This window comes from Cellulosimicrobium sp. Marseille-Q8652 (genome assembly GCF_965112045.1).
Window position 1 is genome coordinate 2,199,693 of record NZ_CBCOPS010000001.1, and the last position, 17,690, is coordinate 2,217,382.

Genomic DNA, 17,690 nt, shown 5'->3' on the forward strand with positions numbered 1-17,690 from the left:
CGCGGCCGTCGGCGTCGGGGTGCTCGCCGTGGCGGGCCTCGGTGTCGCGGGTGCCCTCGGCGTCTTCACCCCCGACGACGCCCCGACCCCCGAGCCCACGGCGGCGACGAGCCCGTCGCCCAGCGCCTCGCCGGAGCCCTCGGGCTCCGCGACCACCGAACCCTCCACGACGCCCACGGACCCGTCGACGGACCCGACGTCGCCGACCAACATCCCGACCACCGACCCCGCGGCCCCGCCGGGAGAGACGGCGGAGGGCGGCGCAGCACCCGTCCCCGGCGCCCCGGCCGTCCCGCCCGCCGACCCGGGCGCGACCACGACCGACCCGGGCGCGTCGCCCGTCGGGCCCACGCCGGGCACGGGGGAGCCCACGACCGTGCCGACCGAACCGCCGCCACCTCCGCCCGCTCCGCCCGCGCTCGAGCTGGAGCTCGGGACGGTCAGCCTCGCTGCGCGCCAGCCCGCCGACCTCACCGTCATCGCGGCCAACACCGGCGGCCGGGCGGCCGAGGAGGTGCTGGTCGAGCTGACCCTCCCGGAGGGGGTCACGACGGGCACGTCGTCGCTCGTGCCGGGCGGCGCGGCCGTCGCGCCCGCCATCCGGACGGCCGCGCTGCCGTGCGGCAGCGCCGTGCCCCAGGCCGACGGGACCAGCGTCGTCACGTGCTCCGTCGGCGTGCTCTCGCCGGGCGCGAGCCAGGACCTCGTGGTCCAGGTGACGGCGCAGTCCGGCGGGGAGTACCTGTTCCACGGCGTCGCGCGGGCGAAGGGGATCGAGCCCGTCCGCAAGGCGTTCCGGCCCACCCCGGTCGGCTACTACGGTGCCGAGGTGCGGGTCGCCGCCCTGTACGCGGAGGGCCGGGCGTTCACCCTGACGAACCCCGGGACCGTCGACATGACGCTCGAGGTGCGCAACGCCGGCGACAAGGTCGCCCGCCAGCCCTCCGTCGAGTTCGCGCTCCCGGACGGCGTGGTCCTCGTGACCGAGGACGACGGCGCGCAGCGCACCGACGGCTGGGTGTGCCTCCCCGGGGACCGTTCCGTGGTGTCGTGCTCGACCGAGGCCGAGCTGGCGCCCAAGCAGCGGGCGAAGTTCGCCGTCGACCTGCTCGCCGACGCCGGCGACGTCGACGGCGCGCGCCACACCGTGACCGTGAGCGGCGACGCGGCGGACGCCCACGACGGGTCGACGACGGTCGTGCTGGAGGTCGCCGAGGCCTGGGCCGGTGCCGAGGACGGGCTCACGGGACCGGTCGTGCCGCGGTGCGGCGTGCCGGGCGACCCGGAGCGCGCGTCGGTGCTCGTGGACTACACCAACACGACGGCCTACGACGACCTCACGGTGAGGGCGGAGGCCGCCGGGTCGAGCGCGACGTCGCCCGTGGCCCGCGGCGAGACCGGTGCGCTGCGCGTCGACGACGGCGTGCGCTTCCCCGCCGGGTCCGCCGCCGTGGTGCTCTCGACGACGATCGCCGACGAGACGTTCGAGCACCGGCTCGACGCCGGGACGTTCGGCGCCCTGGACTGCTGGGACCCCTCGTGGCTCACCGCGGCCGACGTCGGCGTCACGGCGGAGAACGTGGACGGGGTCGTCCGGTACACCGCGGACGTCGTCAACGACACCCGCGACCCGATGGACGTCCGTCTGCTCGCCCCCGGAGGCGGCTCGTGGGACGGCGTCGCCGACTCCTCGGCGGCCCGGCTCCGGGCCGAGGGCGGGACGAGCGGCCTCGTCCTGGACACGGGGCTGCGGGAGACCTCGCGGGCGAACGCGGTCCTGCGGCAGTACCGCTGGCACGCGGACGCGGACGGCGACGCCCAGGGCTACCAGCGCCTCCTGCCCATCCTCCTCGACGCGCACCGGATCGCGCCGTCCGTCCCCGAGCCCACCGTCGGCCGGTGCGTGTTCGACCCGGCGACGGACACGTCGTCCGCGTCGGCGTCGCTGCGGTACGACAACGCCGCGTCGACGCTGCCCGTGGCCTTCTCGGTCGTCGGGCACGGCGAGCTCGCGCGGACCGTCCCCGCCGGGGAGTCCCTCGTCGTCGACCTGCCGCGTGCCGGTGCCGCTCCGGCCTCGTACGCGGTGCGGACCGACGGCGGTCGGCCGGTCGACCGCGCGGTCCCGGCCGTGGACTGCTTCGTGTGGTCGGTCGAGGGCGCGGCGACGTCGCGGTGGTCGGCGGAGTCCGGGTCGGTCGTCGTCGACGGCACGTTCCGCAACCAGCACGCGGCGGCGCCGCTGCGCGTGGTCATGGACGCGGGCGAGCTGGGGACCACGGAGCCGGTGGAGGTCGCGCCGGGCGCCGAGGTGTCGTTCTCGGTCGACACGGGCTCGCGCGACGTCGCGGCCGGTGCGGTGACGTTCCGGGTCACGCGTCTCGACGGGTCCGATGGGTCGCGCGACGAGCCCGCGTCGTTCCCGGCGGTGCGGTACGCGCCGTCGGCGGCTGCGGCGCCGAGCGTGGGCGAGTGCGTGTTCGACCCGGCGACGGACACGTCGTCGGCGCCGGTGTCGCTGCGGTACGACAACGCGGGGTCGACGCTGCCGGTCGTCTTCTCGGTCGAGGGCCGTGACGACGTCACGGCGACGGTCGGGGCCGGCCAGGTGCGCGACGTCGCGCTCCCCGGCGGGGTGGGCCAGCAGCCGGCGACCCTCGTGGTCCTGGCGGACGGTGCGCCGGTCGCGACGCACGACGTCGCGGGCGTCGACTGCTTCGCGTGGTCCGTCGACGGCGCGGTGTCGTCCGGCTGGGTCGTCGACGCCGGGACCGGGTCGGCCGCGCTCACGGGCACCTTCCGCAACGACCACCGCGCGGCGACGCTGCGGGTCGTCCTGGACGCGGGCGCGCTGGGCAGCGCCGGGCCCGTCGAGGTCGCGCCCGGCACCTCCGCGACCCTCACCGTCGGGACGCGCCTGCGCGACCTGCCGGCCGGGTCGGTGACGTTCCGCGCGGAGCGCACGGACGGGACCGGGGGGACGTACGACCTCACCAGGTCCTACGGCGCGTTCACGTACGTGCCGACCTGGGCGACGACGGCGACCGTCGAGACCCGGTGGCAGGACGGATCGGTCAAGATCGTCGGGACGCTGACGAACGACTCTCCCGAGACGATCGACGCGCGCATGCTCGGCGGCCGGTTCGGGGACTCGGCGCCCGTGCAGAGCATCGCGCCGGGACAGAGCGCGACGTTCACGATCGACACGCAGTCGCTCGACGTGAGGCCGGGCGCGGTGTCGTTCCGCCAGTACCGCTGGGTGCAGGGCAAGGGCTTCGAGGACAAGGGCCTCACCGCGCGGTACGGCCGCGCGGCGTACGAGCCGGACTGGTCCGCGACGGGGACGGTCAACGCCCGGTGCACGGGTGACACGGTCTGGCTCACGGCGAGCCTCCACAACGACGCCGCCGAGACCGTGCACGTCGTGGCCACGACACCGTGGGGCACGCACGACCTCGGGGACGTGGCGCCCGGCCAGGCGTCGAGCGTGGACGTCGACTCGGGTGCGCTGTCCGTCAAGCCCGACAAGGTGAGCTTCGACCTCTCCCGCACCCTCCTGGGCCGCACGTTCACGCAGTCGCTCGTGGTGCACGTCGACGCCGTCGACTGCGCGGTCGCGGAGCCGACGGCGGAGCTCGTCCTCGGGGACGCGTACTACGACGAGAGCCGCGGGCACTCCTACCGCGCGGTGTCGGCGGTGCTCGACAACTCGGGCTCGAACGTGCCGATGACGTTCCGGGTCACGGGTCAGGCCAAGGGGTCCTGGGACCTCGCGGCGCGCGAGGTCCGCACGGTGGAGCTCGGCGAGGCGCCGTGGTCCGGCGCGTCGTACGTCGTCCACACGCAGGGCAGCCCGCTGCGGCTGACCGTCGAGCCGTTCAGCGTGGCGCCGCAGTGCGCCGCCGAGTGGCAGCGTGACGTGTGGTACTCCCACTCGGCCACGGTGTCCTACGGCGGGCTCACGTACGCGGCGCGCAACGGCAGCATCGGCATCAGGCCCGACCGGGACCTGCTCCATCTGTTCTGGGAGCGTGGGACGCCCTGCGGCGAGAGCGGGCGGGGCAAGGGCTGACCCACGCGAGCGCGTGACCGGCGGGTCGGAGGTCCGTCAGGTGAGCACGCCCGCCAGCGCCTCCTCGACGGGGCGGTCGCCCCCGACGAGGTCGAGCACCAGGCCTGCCGTGCGCGGCTCGTGCAGCACGGCGGCGATCACCAGCGCGACGTCGTCGCGCGTGACCTCCTCTCGGCCGGCACCCGCCTTGCGCCGCTTGCCCCGTGGGCGGCCTCCGTCGTCCTCGACCGGTGCGAGCGCGACGAGCCCCACACCCGGCTCGTCGGTGAGGCGACCGGGCCGCACGACGGTCCAGCGCAGGCCGTCGCGCGTGCGCAGGTCGTCCTCCGCGGCGGCCTTGGCCTGGAGGTAGGCCCAGAAGGTGTCGTCGATCTCGTCGGGACGCTCGTCGGTGCGCGCCGCCTCCGTGCCGCGCGACGAGAGGAGCACGTAGCGCTCGACGCCCGCGCGCTCCGCGGCGTCGGCGAGCAGCACGGCACCCGCGCGGTCGACGGTGTCCTTGCGCGCGGCACCGCTCCCCGGACCGGCACCGGCGGCGAACACGACGGCGTCCGCACCCTCCAGCTCGAACGAGACGGCGACGGCGTCGTCCGCCTCGAGGTCGACGAGGGCCACGTGCGCGCCGATCTCGGTCAGGTCGGTGATCTGCGAGGCGGAGCGGACGAAGGCCACCACGTCGTCGCCGCGCTCCACCAGGGTCCGGGCCAGGCGCCGACCGATCTGGCCGTGACCTCCCGCGATGACTGTGCGCATGGCCCGAACGTAGCGCCGTCGGCCGGCACCTGCCCGTCGAGCAGCGTCGCGCCCGGAGCGTGACCCAGGGGTCGCTGCCGGGCCGGCGGGTCCCGACGTACCCCCACGTCGTCCGCGGCCCGGCAGCGCGCGGGTCCTCAGGCGGCGTCCCCCGAGCCGCCGAGGACGAGGGAGGTCCGCGGGTCGAAACGGTAGCCCAGGCCGCGCACGGTCGTGATGACGTGGTCGAGGCCGAGCTTCTCCCGCAGACGGCGGACGTGGACGTCGATGGTGCGGCTGCCGGCCGCGACGGCGTGGTCGGCCCACACCGTGTCGAGCAGCTCGGCCCGCGTGACGACGCGGTGCGACGACCGCGCGAGGTAGGAGAGCAGCTCGAGCTCACGGTGCGTGAGCCGCGTGCGCCGTCCCTCGACGGTCACCGAGCGGTCGACGGGGTCGACGACCACGCGCGGCACCGGTGACAGCGTCGCGAGCCGCTCGCGGAACGCGGCGATGTCCTGGACGGGCTCACGCTCCCCGGCGACGGGGCCGCGGCTGGGCTCGGCGAGCGCGAGGGCGGTGTACGTCTCGGCGCTCGGGAGCCAGTCGCGGGCGAGCTCTCCGAGGGCCTCCGCCAGCTCGACGAGCTCGGCGGCCGGCGTCTCGCCCGGTGCGGCGTCGACCCCGACGTAGAGCACGAAGCCGGGGTTGCGGCGGGGCGACGTCGGGGCGACGGCGGCGGACTGCGCGGCCGGTCGGTCCGGGACGACGCGCGGGGGCGTCGGGACGACGGACGTCCGCGGACGGCGGTGGGTGGGGCGGGGTGCGGTGAGCGTGGTCATGGTGGCTCCGGGTGCGTCGGGCCGACGGCGGCGCCGGAGGTCCGGCGGGTCGGCAGGGTCAGGGTCTGAACGGGGCGGGAGAGGCGTTCAGGCCTGACAACAGACGCACATGACCGCGCCCGGGAGCGCGCCGGACGGCGCGCTGGCGGGACGGGTCGAGGTGCTCACGAGAGGCAGCATGGCAGGGCGCGGGCAGGCGCGCCAAGAGGTACGGTGGAAAGTCTCACGATGCGGGACTCTTGCGTCTCGTCAGACGAGCCGCCCACCCGCGTCGACGCCTCAGACGACGCCGTACAGCCGGTCGCCCGCGTCGCCGAGGCCCGGGACGATGTACGCCTTCTCGTTGAGCCGCTCGTCGACGGACGCCACGACGACGTGCACGTCCACGCGGTCGCCGACCGCCTCCTGCAGGACCTGGAGCCCCTCGGGCGCGGCGAGCAGGCACACGGCCGTGACGTCGCGCGCGCCCCGCGCGAAGACGTAGTCGATCGCCGCGACGAGCGTCCCGCCGGTCGCGAGCATCGGGTCGAGGAGGAACACGTGCCGGCCCGTGAGGTCGTCCGGCAGGCGGTTGGCGTACGTGATCGCCTCGAGGGTCTCCTCGTCGCGCTGCATCCCGAGGAACCCGACCTCCGCCGTCGGGAGCAGGCGCGTCATCCCCTCGAGCATGCCGAGACCCGCGCGCAGGATCGGCACCACGAGCGGACGCGGCTCGGCGAGACGCACCCCGACCGTCGTCGTGACGGGCGTCTCGATCTCGTGCGGCTCCACGCGCACGTCGCGCGTCGCCTCGTACGCGAGGAGCGTGACGAGCTCGTCGACGAGCAGCCGGAACGTCGGCGACGCCGTGTCCTTGTTCCGCAGGACGGTGAGCTTGTGGGCCACCAGCGGGTGGTCGGCGACGTGCAGGCGCATGGCCCCACGGTACTGGACCGTCGGCGCGGGTTGTCAGCGTCACGTCGGTCTATACCCTGGTGAGCGGTTGACACGTCCGCGGCGAACCCGGCCCGTCAGCCGTCCGCCGCGCCTCGCGCGGTGACCCGCCGACAGCTCCGGAGGTCCCGTGCCCGACGACGGCCCGCACCCCGGCGACGGCCCGCACGTTGGCGAGGGCCCGCACCCCGGCGACGCGGCGCGTCCCGGCCTCGGCCTGCCGTGGTCCGAGGGGGCGTTCCCGCCGGCCACGCTCGCCGGGCGCCACCAGGTGTGGGACGCGCTCATGGGGCTCGCGCTGCACGAGGCCACCCACGCCCTCGCGAGCGACGACGTGCCCGTGGGGGCGCTCGTCGTCGGACCGGACGGGCGCCTGCTCGGCATCGGCCGCAACCGGCGGGAGGAGACCGGTGACCCGACGGCGCACGCCGAGGTCCTCGCGCTGCGGCAGGCCGCGGCGACGCTCGGGACGTGGCGCCTGGAGGGGTGCACGCTCGTCGTCACGCTCGAGCCGTGCGTCATGTGCGCCGGGGCGCTCGTCCTGGCCCGCGTCGAGCGGCTCGTGCTCGGCGCGTGGGACCCCAAGGCGGGCGCGACGGGCTCGGTGTGGGATCTCGTGCGCGACCAGCGGGCGAACCACGAGGTCGAGGTCGTGCCGGGTGTGCGGGCGCACGAGTGCGGTCAGCTCCTGCGGGAGTTCTTCGCGACACAGCGCTGAGCGCGGGTCCGCGTGGTTCGGGGTGCGGCCGGGAGGCACGACGGCGCCGGGTCTACCATCCGCGGGCCTCGTTCCTCGGCCCGCTCCCGCCAGGCCCGCCACGACCCGGCGCCGTCGTTCCTCCCGGCCGCAGCGCCGTCTTCTCTCCTCAGCCCGTGAGCGCCTCCGTCCGGCGGATCGGGGTCAGGCCAGGGCGTCGGCCAGCGCCGTGAGGGTCTCGGAGACGCCGGCCTCGACCTTGAGCGTCGCGAGCGGGTCGCCGCGGGTGGCGCCGCGGTTGACGATGACGACCGGCTTGCCGTCCTTCGCCGCGTGCCGGACGAACCGCAGCCCGCTCATCACCGTGAGCGACGACCCGGCGACGAGCAGCGCGTCACCCGCGTCGACCATCGCGTACGCGCGCTCCACGCGCTCGCGCGGCACGTTCTCGCCGAAGTAGACGATCTCCGGCTTGAGGACGCCGCCGCAGAACTCGCACGGTGCCGGGTGGAAGTGGGACGTGCGCTCGATCACGGCGTCGGCGTCGGGGGCGATCTCGACGTCGCCCACGTCGCCGATCGACTCGAGGAAGCCCGGGTTGAGGGCCGAGAGCCGCTCGGCGAGGTGCTCGCGCGAGACGACGCGCCCGCACTGCAGGCAGATCACCCGGTCGTAGCGGCCGTGCAGGTCGATGACGTGACGGCTCCCCGCGTCCTCGTGCAGCAGGTCGACGTTCTGGGTGATCAGCCCCACGAGCACGCCGGCCTCCTCGAGGCGGACGAGCGCACGGTGCCCGGCGTTGGGGTGCGTGCGGCGCACGTGCTGCCACCCGACGTGGTTGCGCGCCCAGTAGTGACGGCGGAACGCCTCGTCCTGGACGAACTGCTGGTACGTCATGGGGTTGCGCGGGGGAGAGTCGGGCCCGCGGTAGTCCGGGATGCCGGAGTCCGTCGAGACGCCCGCGCCCGTGAGAGCGGTGATCCGCAGGCCCCGCAACAGCTCCGCGGCGTCCGCGACGGTCCCCGTGCGCGGTGCCGGACCCGTGCCCGCCGGTGGCTGGCTCGGCCGCCACGTGAGCCGCGACGAGACCGTCGGGACGGGCGACGGCGGCACGTCGGCGGCGGAGGTCGCGACGTGCGCGGGGGAGGTGCTGGGGCCGGGAGGCGTCGGGTCGGGCACCCAACCACGGTACGACGGACGGCGGCCTCGGTGAGGGTGGTCCCGTGCCGCCGCCCGTCCGAGCGGCCGTCCCACACAGCGCGCCGGTGATGTTAGCCTCACCTAAGAATCGACGGCCATCGACGAGAGGCAGGCATGTCGACCACCCCCACGCAGGCTCCGCGGCGCGCCCGCCCGCAGACCGTCCTCGACGTCCTCGAGACGACGTGGATCGCGCCGCACATGGTGCGCGTCGTCGCCGGAGGGCCCGGGTTCGCCACCTTCCAGAGCAACGAGTACACCGACAAGTACGTCAAGGTGCTGTTCGCCAAGCCCGAGCTCGGTCTCGAGCCGCCGTACGACGTCGCGGCCCTCCGCGAGACCCTCGCTCCCGAGGATCTCCCCGTCACGCGCACGTACACGGTGCGCTGGGTCGACGACGCGGCGCAGCGCCTCGCGATCGACTTCGTCGTCCACGGCGACGAGGGCCTCGCGGGGCCCTGGGCGGCCGCCGCCCGCCCGGGCGACCGGATCGTCCTCTCCGGCCCCGGCGGGCTGTACGCCCCGGACCCGGGGGCGGACTGGCACCTCCTGGTCGGCGACGACTCCGCGATCCCCGCGATCTCGGCGGCGCTCGAGGCACTGCCGCGCGACGCCGTCGGGCTGGCTCTCCTCGAGGTGGGCACCGCGGCGGACGTCCAGGCGGTCGACGCGCCCGTGGGCGTCGAGGTCACGTGGCTCCACCGCGGCGACGCGCCCGCCGGGACGACGACGCTCCTGCCCGACGCCGTGCGCGCGGCGCCGTGGCGCGACGGCCGCGTGCACGTCTTCGCGCACGGCGAGCGCGGGGCGATGAAGGCGCTCCGCCGCGTCTTCGCCGAGCGCGGCGTGCCGCGCGCGGACCTGTCCCTGTCCGGCTACTGGGCGTACGGACGCGCCGAGGACCGGTTCCAGGCCGAGAAGCGCGAGCCCATCGGTCAGATCTTCGAGGACTGAGAGAGAACATGAACGCACTGACCCACCGCGGCACGTCCGCGTCCCGCCGCGCCGCCCTCGCGGGCGTCTCGGCCGTCGCGCTGCTCGCACTCGCCGCCTGCTCCGCCGACTCCGGCGACGACACCACGGAGGGCGACGCCGCGCCGTCGGGCACGGAGAGCGCCGCGGGCGAGCAGTTCCCCGTGACGATCGAGACCGCCTTCGGCGACGTCGAGATCCCCGAGGAGCCGACGCGCGTCGTCGCGCTCGGGTGGGGCGACGCCGAGACGGCGCTCGCCCTCGGCGTCGAGCCCGTCGGCGCGAGCGACTGGCTCGCGTTCGGCGGCGACGGCGTCGGGCCGTGGCTCGAGGACGCGTACACCGAGTCGCCCGAGATCATCGGCACGCTCGAGCCCTCCTACGAGCAGATCGCCGTGCTCGACCCGGACGTCATCCTCGACGTGAAGTCGTCGGGCGACCCGGAGCGGTACGAGCGCCTGTCGGAGATCGCCCCGACCGTCGCCGTCCCCGAGGGCGGCGAGGCGTACCTCGCGTCCATGGAGGACCAGGTCTCGATGATCGCCACGGCGCTCGGTCGTGCCGACGCGGGGGAGGAGCTACTCGCCGAGGTCGACGACGCGTTCGCCGCCGCGCGCGAGGAGAACCCCGACTTCGAGGGGAAGACCGCGGTCATCGGGTCCTACTGGGCCGAGGGCTTCGGCGCGTACGTGTCGTCGTCGAGCCGCGGCGAGTTCATGCAGAGCCTCGGGTTCGTCACCAAGCCCGAAATCGACGAGGCCGCCGGCGAGGAGTTCTCGGCCAACCTCGGCACGGAGAATGTCGCGCTGCTCGACGCCGACCTCACCGTGATCCAGCCCATCGGCTTCACCGCGGCGGACGTCGAGGCGCAGCCCGCGTTCCAGACCGTGCCGTCCGTCGCCGACGGCCGCTACGTGGTGTTCGACGACAAGGACCTGTCCAACGCGTTCTCGCTCGGCACGCCGACCGCCGTCGTCTACGCGATCGACAACGTCGTGCCGCTGTTCGCCGAGGCGCTCGGGGGCAGCTGACCGGTCGGCCGACCGGTCAGCCGGGAGGTCGATTCGGTGTCCGGGGCCCGGACCAGGTATCCTTCCTGGGCCGGTGCACCCGGCGAAGGTAGCGTGTCCGAGCGGCCTAAGGAGCACGCCTCGAAAGCGTGTGTGGGTGAAAGTCCACCGTGAGTTCGAATCTCACCGCTACCGCCTCCCGAAGGGCCCCACCCGCAGAATCTTGCGGCTGTGGGGCCCTTCGTCGTACCCCGGCCCTCCGTCTTCACTCCGTTGTGCTCCGTGGACTGAACGAGCGGCGACGTCGGGCGCCCCAGCGCAGCCGCTGCGACGATGATGTGTATGGCCGTCCACGACCTCGGACCGCGCTGGAGATTTCTGCCAGTCACGCTGGGTACCTCGTTGGGCGTTCTGGGACTGGTCCTCGGCAACACGATCTGGAATGCTCCCACTCTCTGGGGGCCCTGCTTGATCGGTGGGTACCTCCTTGGCGGGGGCGTGTTCGCCATTCGGTACTTTCGCCAGCGCGGCGACGACGCCTGAACCCCATGCAGATGCTCCGAGACGCGCGTCAGGCGCGGTGCCGCGCGATCGCCGCGTCGCCGAGTGCCCGGCACGGCAGCGGTGCGGGTCCGCCGTCGTCCGCCACCGCGCGGCGGGTGCGCGCGGCGAGCGCGCCGTCGTAGAGCGCGAGGAGCTCGGCGGCGAGAGCGTCCGGGTCGTCGGCGCCCGTGGCCTCGGCGAGCGCGCGCAGCCGGTCGTTGAGCAGCTGCGTGTCGGCGGCGAGCCACCGGTATGCCGGGTGCTCCGGGTCGGTGACCTCGACGGCGGCGGCGAGGAACGCGCAGCCCCGCGTGCTCGCACCGTTCTGGAACGTCTCGAGCGCGTCGAAGACCGACAGTGCCCGCGCGTCGGGGTCGTCGCCGCAGCGGTCGAGGGCGTCGTCCCACGTGGCGCGCCAGCGCTCGTGGCGGCGCTGCAGGTATGCCGCGACGAGGTGGTCCTTGCCGGCGAAGTGCGCATAGAGGGTCGCCGGGGCGACCTCGGCTCTCCGCAGGACGGCGTCGACGCCTGTCGCGGCGATCCCGCGCTCGACGAAGAGCTCCTCCGCGGCGTCGAGAAGTCGCTCCCGCGCCGGCCGCCGTGCGCCCGTTCCGACCATGTGGGTAGTGTAACGATCACTATGGTGAAACGATCGTTACGCCCTTCGAGGACCACGCCCGTCAGGCTCGTCGCCTCCGGCGCCGGGTTCATCGCCGTGACCTACGGGATGGTCCGGTACGGATACGGCCTGCAGCTCCCGCAGCTGACCGCGGAGCTCGGGCTCTCGACCACCGCCGCCGGGGCGATCGCCTCCGGCAGCTTCGCCGCCTACTGCGCGACCGCGCTGTGGGCGCAGCGGTCGATGGCCCGGCGGTCCGCGAGGGTCGTCCTGTGGCTCGCCACTGCGCTCGCGACGTCCGGCGCCCTCCTGGTCGGCGCGTCCTGGTCGACGGCGAGCCTCGCCGCCGGTGTGCTCGTCGCGGGGAGCGCGGCCGGTGCCGCGTCGCCGGCCCTGGTCGCGGCGGTCGGCTCGACGGTCCGCGGCCCGCTCGCCGATCGCGCCCAGGCGGTGGTCAACGCGGGGACCGGTGTCGGTGTCGCGCTGGTCGGCGCGGCGACGCTCGCCGCCCCCTCGGTGTGGCGGCCGGTCTGGTTCGGCGCCGCGGTCGGCGCGCTCGTCACGGCGGTGGTCGTCGATCGGCGCGCCCGGTGGCCGCTGGGCGCGGAGGGCTCGGGCGGCAGCGCGCGAGTCCCTCGCGGCAGCACCGACGCGGCGCGCACCCTGGTGTGCCCTCTCCTCGCGGCGTTCGTCGCCGGGACCGGCAGTGCCGCGGTGTGGACGTTCGGGCGCACCCTCGTCACGGAGACCGGCGGCCTGCCCGAGCGCACGACGGCCGCCCTGTGGTGCCTGCTCGGTGCGGCCGCGGTCCTCGGGGCCCTGAGCGGCGACGCGGTCCGGGCGCTCGGTCTGCGCCGGGCGTGGGTCGTGACCGCGGGGGCGACGGCGTCCGGCACCGCCGCTCTCGCCCTCGCGCCGGGGAGCGTCCTCGTCGCGGCCGTGGCGGGAGCGCTGTTCGGCGGCGCCTACACCGCGCTCAGCGGCGTCCTCATCGCCTGGGCCGGGATCCTCCGGCCGCACGCCGCGGGGCGGACCACCGCGACCCTGTTCGTCGCCCTGACCGCCGGGCAGGCCGTCGGCGCCCTGGCGGCCGGTGGTCTCGCCGGGCTGGCCGGCGCACAGTCGGCGTTCTGGGCAGGGGCGGCGCTCCTGCTCGTCGCAGCATCGATCCGTCCCGCCGCGCCGGCGGGTGCCGGTCGAGCGCACACCGCGCACGGGCCCTGAGGGGCGGACGCTGGGGAGTGACCGCTGAGGCCGAGCGCGTGGAGCTCCCTTCGGGCGAGTCCGCGACACGCGAACGTCATCAACCCGTGACGAGATGGTTTCGTTCGGACTCTGGCCGAATCAGGTGTCGGCCGATAGTGTGCAGGAGACCGAACAAACCCCGGAGCCCCAGTCCGGCGCACGAAGAGCAACGAGGCCTTCATGTCGTATCGATCATCCCCAGCACCCCGACCCTCGAGGCGTGATCCCGTGAACACTGCACCCAGCCGGTCCCTATCCCGTACAGCGGGAGTGGCGCTCGCCGCCGCCACCGCCCTCGCCGCGGGAGCGCTCGCTGCGCCCGCGGCCGCAGCACCCCTGCCCACAACGAAGCCCGTCGCGTCGGTCGACGGCCCGGCCGACATCAACGGCTACCGCAGCGTCGGCTACGTCATGTCCGACTCGCGCGTCACCCGTGACTTCCAGGTGGCCGACCTCGTCCGCACCGGCGCGATCGAGGACCTGACCCACATCAACTACGCGTTCGGCAACGTCACGACCGACCTCGTGTGCGACATCGCCGACGTCCCGGGCGAGGGCGACCCGCTCAACGACTTCGTCGCGGAGATCGCCGCCGCGGACTCGGTGGACGGCAAGGCCGACAAGCCCGGCCAGGCGCTCGCGGGCAACTTCAACCAGCTCCGCAAGCTCAAGGCCGTGAGCCCCGAGACCAAGATCCTCATCTCCCTGGGCGGCTGGACCTGGTCCGACAACTTCTCCGAGGCGGCCTCGACGCCCGAGGGTCGCACCGCGCTCGTCGACTCGTGCCTCGACCTCTACATCGACGGCGACCTGCCGGAGATCGACGGCAAGGGCGGCGCCGGCGCCGCGGCCGGCATCTTCGACGGCATCGACATCGACTGGGAGTGGCCGGTCACCGGTGGTGAGACGGCCAACGCCCGCCCCGAGGACAAGGAGAACTTCCTGCTCCTCATGGAGGAGTTCCGGGCCGAGCTCGACGCGCGCGGCGCGCAGGACGGCGAGGACTACCTCCTCACGGCGTTCGCCCCGGCGGGCGGCTGGAACGCGGGGCAGGGCGGGTGGCTCGACCCGCGTCTGTTCGCCGTCGTGGACTTCCTCAACGTCCAGGGCTACGACTTCCACGGCGGCTGGGTGCCGAACCAGACCGGTCACCAGGGCAACCTGCACCCCGACGGCACGCAGAACTGGGGCCTCGGGCTCGACGGCGCGCTGGCCATGTACGTGAACGCCGGCGCCGACCCGTCCCAGGTCAACGCGGGCCTCGCGGCGTACGGCCACGGCTGGTACGGCGTCGAGGACGGCACGCAGGGCTGGCAGCCGGCCGCGGGGTACGTGGGCACGAAGACGTACGCGGAGCTGCGGTCGTTCGGCAAGGCCTTCTTCGACCCCGAGATCGGCGCCAGCTGGCGCTACGACGGCGACCAGTGGTGGAGCTTCGACGACCCGACGTCGGTCACCGCCAAGGCCGAGTTCGTCGCGACCCAGGGCTACGGCGGCGCCATGTGGTGGGACCTGTCCGGTGACTACCGCAACGAGCTCGGCGACGCGCTCGGCTCGACGCTCCGCGCGGCGACGCCGGGACCGGGCGTCGCGGACGAGTGCGCCGTGCCCTGGTACGGCACGGGCGTCTACACCGGCGGCGAGGTGGTCTCGCACGAGGGCTCGGAGTACAAGGCCCAGTGGTGGACCCGCAACCAGGAGCCGGGCTCGAGCTCGGCGTGGAAGAAGGTCGGCCCGTGCGGCACGGCGCCCGCGGTCGAGGTGGCGGACTGCTCGGCCGAGTGGTCGCGCGAGACCGTCTACACCGGGGGCCAGAAGGTCTCCCGTGCCGGCGTGACCTACGTGGCCCAGTGGTGGACGAGGGGCGAGCTGCCCGGCTCCGTCACGTGGGGCGCGTGGGACCCGGTCGGTCTGTGCGCGTGGTGACGACTGCCGGGTGGCCGCGCGCCACCCGGCCGGACGACGACGGCGGGCCCGGTCAGGACGACCGGGCCCGCCGTCGTGCTCCGGGTCGGCTCAGCCCGCGCGCGCGTCGCGGCGCAGGTAGTTCCAGGCCAGGGCGCAGCAGACGATGCCGTTGACCAGCCCGACCACGACGTCCGCCGGCCCGTGCGCGCCGCGGTACAGGCGTGAGAACCCGATCGCCAGCGGGACGAGACAGCACAGCACGGTCACGACGACGCGGAGCACGGGGTGCGTGATCCGCTGGGCCAGAAGGGCCAGGGTCAGGTAGAACGCGGCCGACGCGCCGGTGTGCCCGGACGGGAAGCTCGACGTCGGGGGTGCCTCGTCGAGGCGCGAGACGTCGGGCCGCTCGCGGCCCACGACGATCGAGGACGTGAGGAAGATCAACGCCTGCAGCGCGACGGCGAGGGCGGGCACGATCGCGAACCACCACTGCCGCGTCCGCCACCACACGAGCAGCACCGCGAGCAGCGTGCCGCCGATGATGAACTCGGTCGTGCCGATCAGCGACAGCACGTCGGTGATCGCGTCCCACGTGGGCGTGCGACGCTCCTCGAGCCACCGGTTGACCGCCACCTCGCCCGGGAGGTCGCCGAGGGGGCCCGTGACGAGGAACCCCGTCGCGACGATGAGGACCCAGAGCAGGGCGCCGGGAAGGAACGCGCGGAGCCCGACGTCGCGCAGCACCTCCTTCGCCGTGGGCCGGGTCGTGTCGGTCTCGTAGCGGTGCACGAAGGTGTGCATCAGGCCTCGTTCCTGGGAGCGGCACCGGGGGTGCCGGGGGTGAGGGTGGTCGTCCACCCGTGGTATCCGACGGCGGAAGCGCCGGCGACGGCACCGCCGAGCAGCAGCCCGGCGACCACGTCGGACGGGTAGTGCGCGCCGAGGAGCACGCGGTCGGCCGCGGTGACGAGCCCGAGCGTCGTCGCGCCGACGACTGCCGCCGCACGGGCGCGCCGGCCGAGCACCGGCCACACGAGGACCGTGAGCGCGACCCCGACGGCCGCGGCGTTCATCGCGTGACCGGACGGGAAGCTGCTGCCGGGGACCGTCGTGACGGCCTCGTCCACGACGGGACGGGCGCGGTCGACGAGCTCCTTCGCACCGAGCCCGAGCGCCCACGCGCCCCAGATGGTGCCCGCAGCCCACGCGGCGCGCGACGCGAGCCCGTGCCGACGCCAGGCCCAGACGCACACGCCCATCGCGCCGATGTTGAGCCACCGCGCAGCGAGCACCTCCTGGCCCACGAGCAGCCCGCGCTCGAACGCCGGCCGCTGCGCGGTGAACTGCGTCGCCGCGGCGACGGCGGCCCGGTCGGCGTCGACCACGAGGCCCGACTCGGCCCGCACGAGCCATGCCAGCGCGAGGACCGGGACGGAGGCCACGACGCCGTAGAGCGCGGCGCGCGAGAGCGCGCGTCGTCGCAGCTTGTCGGCAGGCACCCCCGGACAGTAGCGGGAGAGAACCGCTTTCGCGCGAGGTCTGCCGGGTCAGGCGGGGAGCGCGGCGACCGCCTCGATCTCGACGAGGGCTCCGGGCCGGCCGATCCCGACGCGCAGCACGGTCACCGCCGCGGGATGAGGGCCCCACACCTCACCCACGACGGCGAAGCCCTCCATGAGGTCCGCCTCCGGGGCGAGGTAGATCGCCAGCCGCGCCACGTGCTCGGGACCCGCGCCCGCGGCGTCGAGCACGGCGAGGACGTTCCGCAGGGCCTGGGCGGTCTGCGGGGCGATCCCGCCCTCGACGATCTCGCCGTCGGGACCGGTCCCATCCTGCCCGCCGACGTACAGGGTCCGACCGGTCTCGACGATGGTGCCCTGCGAGAACGCCGGGTTCGTGTGCAGCCCGGGCGGGTTGACGTGCGTGACGGTCTGCGTTCCGGACATGGTGCGCCTCCTGGGTCTCGTCGCTCACGGACGGGCACTGCTGGTCGTCGCCGACCACGTCGCGACGCTACGCCGCGCCTCCCACAGCGCGGTGGCCCTCTCCGGCCCTCGACGCGCCCTCGTGCCGTGGGCTGTGTAGGAAGGAGGGGTGAAGCACTCAGCAGGGCTCCTCCTCTACCGGGTCCGGGACGGCGTCGTCGAGGTGCTGCTCGGGCACATGGGCGGCCCGCTGTGGGCGCGCAAGGACGCCGGCGCGTGGACGATCCCCAAGGGGGAGGTCGACGCGGGCGAGGAGCCGCACGCCGCGGCCCTGCGGGAGTTCGCCGAGGAGCTCGGCGTGCCCGCGCCGGTGAGCGACGATCCCGACGTCGACCTCGGGACGGTGCGGCAGCGCGCGGGCAAGCTCGTCACGGCGTGGGCGCGCGAGGGCGACCTCGACGTCTCCGCGATCGCGAGCAACGCCTTCGCGATCGAGTGGCCGCCACGGTCCGGGCGGATGCAGGAGTTCCCCGAGCTGGACCGCGCGGGCTGGTTCCCGCTCGCGACCGCCCGCGGCCTCGTGGTCTCCGGGCAGGTCGAGCTCCTGGACCGGCTCGACGCGGCGCTCGCGGACTCCGAGGAATCACCGGTCGCGCGGTGAGGCCGGGCAGCACGAGGCCCCGGGACCCGTCGGGTCCCGGGGCCCGAGGGCGTGGCGCGGATCAGCCCAGGATGTAGGGGGCGGCGGCGAAGCCGCCCAGCAGGCCGACGGCGACGACGGCGACGGCGGACAGGTGCGAGCGGCGGGCCCGGTCGGAGGCGCGGCGCGCCGTGTGGGTCAGGTGCTCGGTCACGGTGGTCATGACGGTCCTCTCGTCGTGGACGGTGTTCCAGGAGGAGAGACCGCGAGCGGCGCGATCCATGACGCGGTTTCGGCATCCAGTTGACGCGATCTACGTCACACGTGCCCGTCGAAACGCGTCGACCCTGGT

16 protein-coding genes and 1 tRNA gene are annotated in these 17,690 nt (G+C 74.7%); 8 read left to right on the top strand and 9 right to left on the bottom strand.

From position 1 onward, the window contains the following. Positions 1 to 28: 28 nt before the first annotated feature. Entirely contained in the window at positions 29 to 4,072 is a 4,044-nt protein-coding gene (locus tag ACWPWV_RS09780; RefSeq protein ID WP_454042731.1) for a hypothetical protein, read from the top strand. A gap of 36 nt (positions 4,073 to 4,108) precedes the next feature. Here ACWPWV_RS09780 and ACWPWV_RS09785 read toward each other — a convergent pair whose 3' ends face one another. From ACWPWV_RS09785 to upp, 3 genes are all read right to left on the bottom strand, one after another. Next, positions 4,109 to 4,825 (bottom strand): NAD(P)H-binding protein, encoded by a 717-nt coding sequence (locus ACWPWV_RS09785; protein ID WP_454042732.1) that lies wholly within the window; start codon positions 4,823 to 4,825, stop codon positions 4,109 to 4,111. Positions 4,826 to 4,962: 137 nt separating this feature from the next. Continuing rightward, complete coding sequence (locus tag ACWPWV_RS09790) at positions 4,963 to 5,646, bottom strand: winged helix-turn-helix domain-containing protein (protein WP_454042733.1); 684 nt, start codon at positions 5,644 to 5,646, stop codon at positions 4,963 to 4,965. A 279-nt stretch (positions 5,647 to 5,925) separates the two neighbouring features. Further along, on the bottom strand, positions 5,926 to 6,561 hold the full coding sequence (gene upp, locus ACWPWV_RS09795; protein WP_454042734.1) for a uracil phosphoribosyltransferase: 636 nt from the start codon (positions 6,559 to 6,561) through the stop codon (positions 5,926 to 5,928). Between the two features lie 304 nt (positions 6,562 to 6,865). Between upp and ACWPWV_RS09800 the strand changes: the two genes are divergently transcribed. Next, a complete protein-coding gene (locus tag ACWPWV_RS09800) occupies positions 6,866 to 7,297 on the top strand; it encodes a nucleoside deaminase (protein WP_454042846.1) in 432 nt (143 codons plus the stop codon). Positions 7,298 to 7,480: 183 nt separating this feature from the next. Here ACWPWV_RS09800 and ACWPWV_RS09805 read toward each other — a convergent pair whose 3' ends face one another. Then, positions 7,481 to 8,275, bottom strand: a complete 795-nt coding sequence (locus ACWPWV_RS09805) for an NAD-dependent protein deacetylase (protein ID WP_454042847.1) — start codon at positions 8,273 to 8,275, stop codon at positions 7,481 to 7,483. A gap of 315 nt (positions 8,276 to 8,590) precedes the next feature. On the opposite strand from ACWPWV_RS09805, the gene ACWPWV_RS09810 reads away from it, so the two are divergent. The 3 genes from ACWPWV_RS09810 to ACWPWV_RS09820 all read left to right on the top strand — a co-directional run bounded on the left by ACWPWV_RS09810 (position 8,591) and on the right by ACWPWV_RS09820 (position 10,653). After that, positions 8,591 to 9,430 (top strand): siderophore-interacting protein, encoded by an 840-nt coding sequence (locus ACWPWV_RS09810; protein ID WP_454042735.1) that lies wholly within the window; start codon positions 8,591 to 8,593, stop codon positions 9,428 to 9,430. Between the two features lie 8 nt (positions 9,431 to 9,438). Beyond that, complete coding sequence (locus ACWPWV_RS09815) at positions 9,439 to 10,479, top strand: iron-siderophore ABC transporter substrate-binding protein (protein WP_454042736.1); 1,041 nt, start codon at positions 9,439 to 9,441, stop codon at positions 10,477 to 10,479. Between the two features lie 87 nt (positions 10,480 to 10,566). Beyond that, positions 10,567 to 10,653: transfer RNA gene (locus ACWPWV_RS09820), tRNA-Ser, on the top strand. 376 nt (positions 10,654 to 11,029) lie between these two features. Here the strand turns inward: ACWPWV_RS09820 and ACWPWV_RS09825 are convergent. Beyond that, positions 11,030 to 11,620 carry a TetR/AcrR family transcriptional regulator gene (locus ACWPWV_RS09825; protein WP_454042737.1) on the bottom strand — a complete coding sequence of 197 codons (591 nt, stop codon included), beginning with the start codon at positions 11,618 to 11,620 and terminating at the stop codon, positions 11,030 to 11,032. Positions 11,621 to 11,644: 24 nt separating this feature from the next. On the opposite strand from ACWPWV_RS09825, the gene ACWPWV_RS09830 reads away from it, so the two are divergent. Continuing rightward, on the top strand, positions 11,645 to 12,844 hold the full coding sequence (locus tag ACWPWV_RS09830; protein ID WP_454042738.1) for a YbfB/YjiJ family MFS transporter: 1,200 nt from the start codon (positions 11,645 to 11,647) through the stop codon (positions 12,842 to 12,844). Between the two features lie 249 nt (positions 12,845 to 13,093). Then, positions 13,094 to 14,791 carry a glycosyl hydrolase family 18 protein gene (locus ACWPWV_RS09835; RefSeq protein ID WP_454042739.1) on the top strand — a complete coding sequence of 566 codons (1,698 nt, stop codon included), beginning with the start codon at positions 13,094 to 13,096 and terminating at the stop codon, positions 14,789 to 14,791. A gap of 90 nt (positions 14,792 to 14,881) precedes the next feature. Here the strand turns inward: ACWPWV_RS09835 and ACWPWV_RS09840 are convergent, their stop codons facing one another. Genes ACWPWV_RS09840 through ACWPWV_RS09850 form a run of 3 tightly spaced genes read right to left on the bottom strand, consistent with a single transcriptional unit; the run spans position 14,882 to position 16,719 of the window. Next, positions 14,882 to 15,574, bottom strand: a complete 693-nt coding sequence (locus ACWPWV_RS09840; RefSeq protein WP_454042740.1) for a phosphatase PAP2 family protein — start codon at positions 15,572 to 15,574, stop codon at positions 14,882 to 14,884. Continuing rightward, complete coding sequence (locus tag ACWPWV_RS09845; RefSeq protein ID WP_454042741.1) at positions 15,574 to 16,272, bottom strand: phosphatase PAP2 family protein; 699 nt, start codon at positions 16,270 to 16,272, stop codon at positions 15,574 to 15,576. The genes ACWPWV_RS09840 and ACWPWV_RS09845 overlap by 1 nt, the downstream gene beginning before the upstream one ends. A gap of 48 nt (positions 16,273 to 16,320) precedes the next feature. Further along, a complete protein-coding gene (locus ACWPWV_RS09850; protein ID WP_454042742.1) occupies positions 16,321 to 16,719 on the bottom strand; it encodes a RidA family protein in 399 nt (132 codons plus the stop codon). A gap of 148 nt (positions 16,720 to 16,867) precedes the next feature. On the opposite strand from ACWPWV_RS09850, the gene ACWPWV_RS09855 reads away from it, so the two are divergent. Next, positions 16,868 to 17,359, top strand: coding sequence for an NUDIX domain-containing protein (locus ACWPWV_RS09855; RefSeq protein WP_454042743.1), 492 nt, complete (start codon positions 16,868 to 16,870; stop codon positions 17,357 to 17,359). A gap of 61 nt (positions 17,360 to 17,420) precedes the next feature. On the opposite strand, the gene ACWPWV_RS09860 is transcribed toward ACWPWV_RS09855, so the two are convergent. Continuing rightward, complete coding sequence (locus ACWPWV_RS09860) at positions 17,421 to 17,561, bottom strand: hypothetical protein (RefSeq protein WP_454042744.1); 141 nt, start codon at positions 17,559 to 17,561, stop codon at positions 17,421 to 17,423. Positions 17,562 to 17,690: the final 129 nt, after the last annotated feature.

Coding starts and splice junctions, on each gene's coding strand:
- ACWPWV_RS09800 (WP_454042846.1), top strand. CDS start 6,866: ATGGGGCTCGCGCTGCACGAGGCCACCCACGCCCTCGCGAGCGACGAC.
- ACWPWV_RS09850 (WP_454042742.1), bottom strand. CDS start 16,719: ATGTCCGGAACGCAGACCGTCACGCACGTCAACCCGCCCGGGCTGCAC.
- upp (WP_454042734.1), bottom strand. CDS start 6,561: ATGCGCCTGCACGTCGCCGACCACCCGCTGGTGGCCCACAAGCTCACC.
- ACWPWV_RS09840 (WP_454042740.1), bottom strand. CDS start 15,574: ATGCACACCTTCGTGCACCGCTACGAGACCGACACGACCCGGCCCACG.
- ACWPWV_RS09825 (WP_454042737.1), bottom strand. CDS start 11,620: ATGGTCGGAACGGGCGCACGGCGGCCGGCGCGGGAGCGACTTCTCGAC.
- ACWPWV_RS09810 (WP_454042735.1), top strand. CDS start 8,591: ATGTCGACCACCCCCACGCAGGCTCCGCGGCGCGCCCGCCCGCAGACC.
- ACWPWV_RS09790 (WP_454042733.1), bottom strand. CDS start 5,646: ATGACCACGCTCACCGCACCCCGCCCCACCCACCGCCGTCCGCGGACG.
- ACWPWV_RS09815 (WP_454042736.1), top strand. CDS start 9,439: ATGAACGCACTGACCCACCGCGGCACGTCCGCGTCCCGCCGCGCCGCC.
- ACWPWV_RS09860 (WP_454042744.1), bottom strand. CDS start 17,561: ATGACCACCGTGACCGAGCACCTGACCCACACGGCGCGCCGCGCCTCC.
- ACWPWV_RS09785 (WP_454042732.1), bottom strand. CDS start 4,825: ATGCGCACAGTCATCGCGGGAGGTCACGGCCAGATCGGTCGGCGCCTG.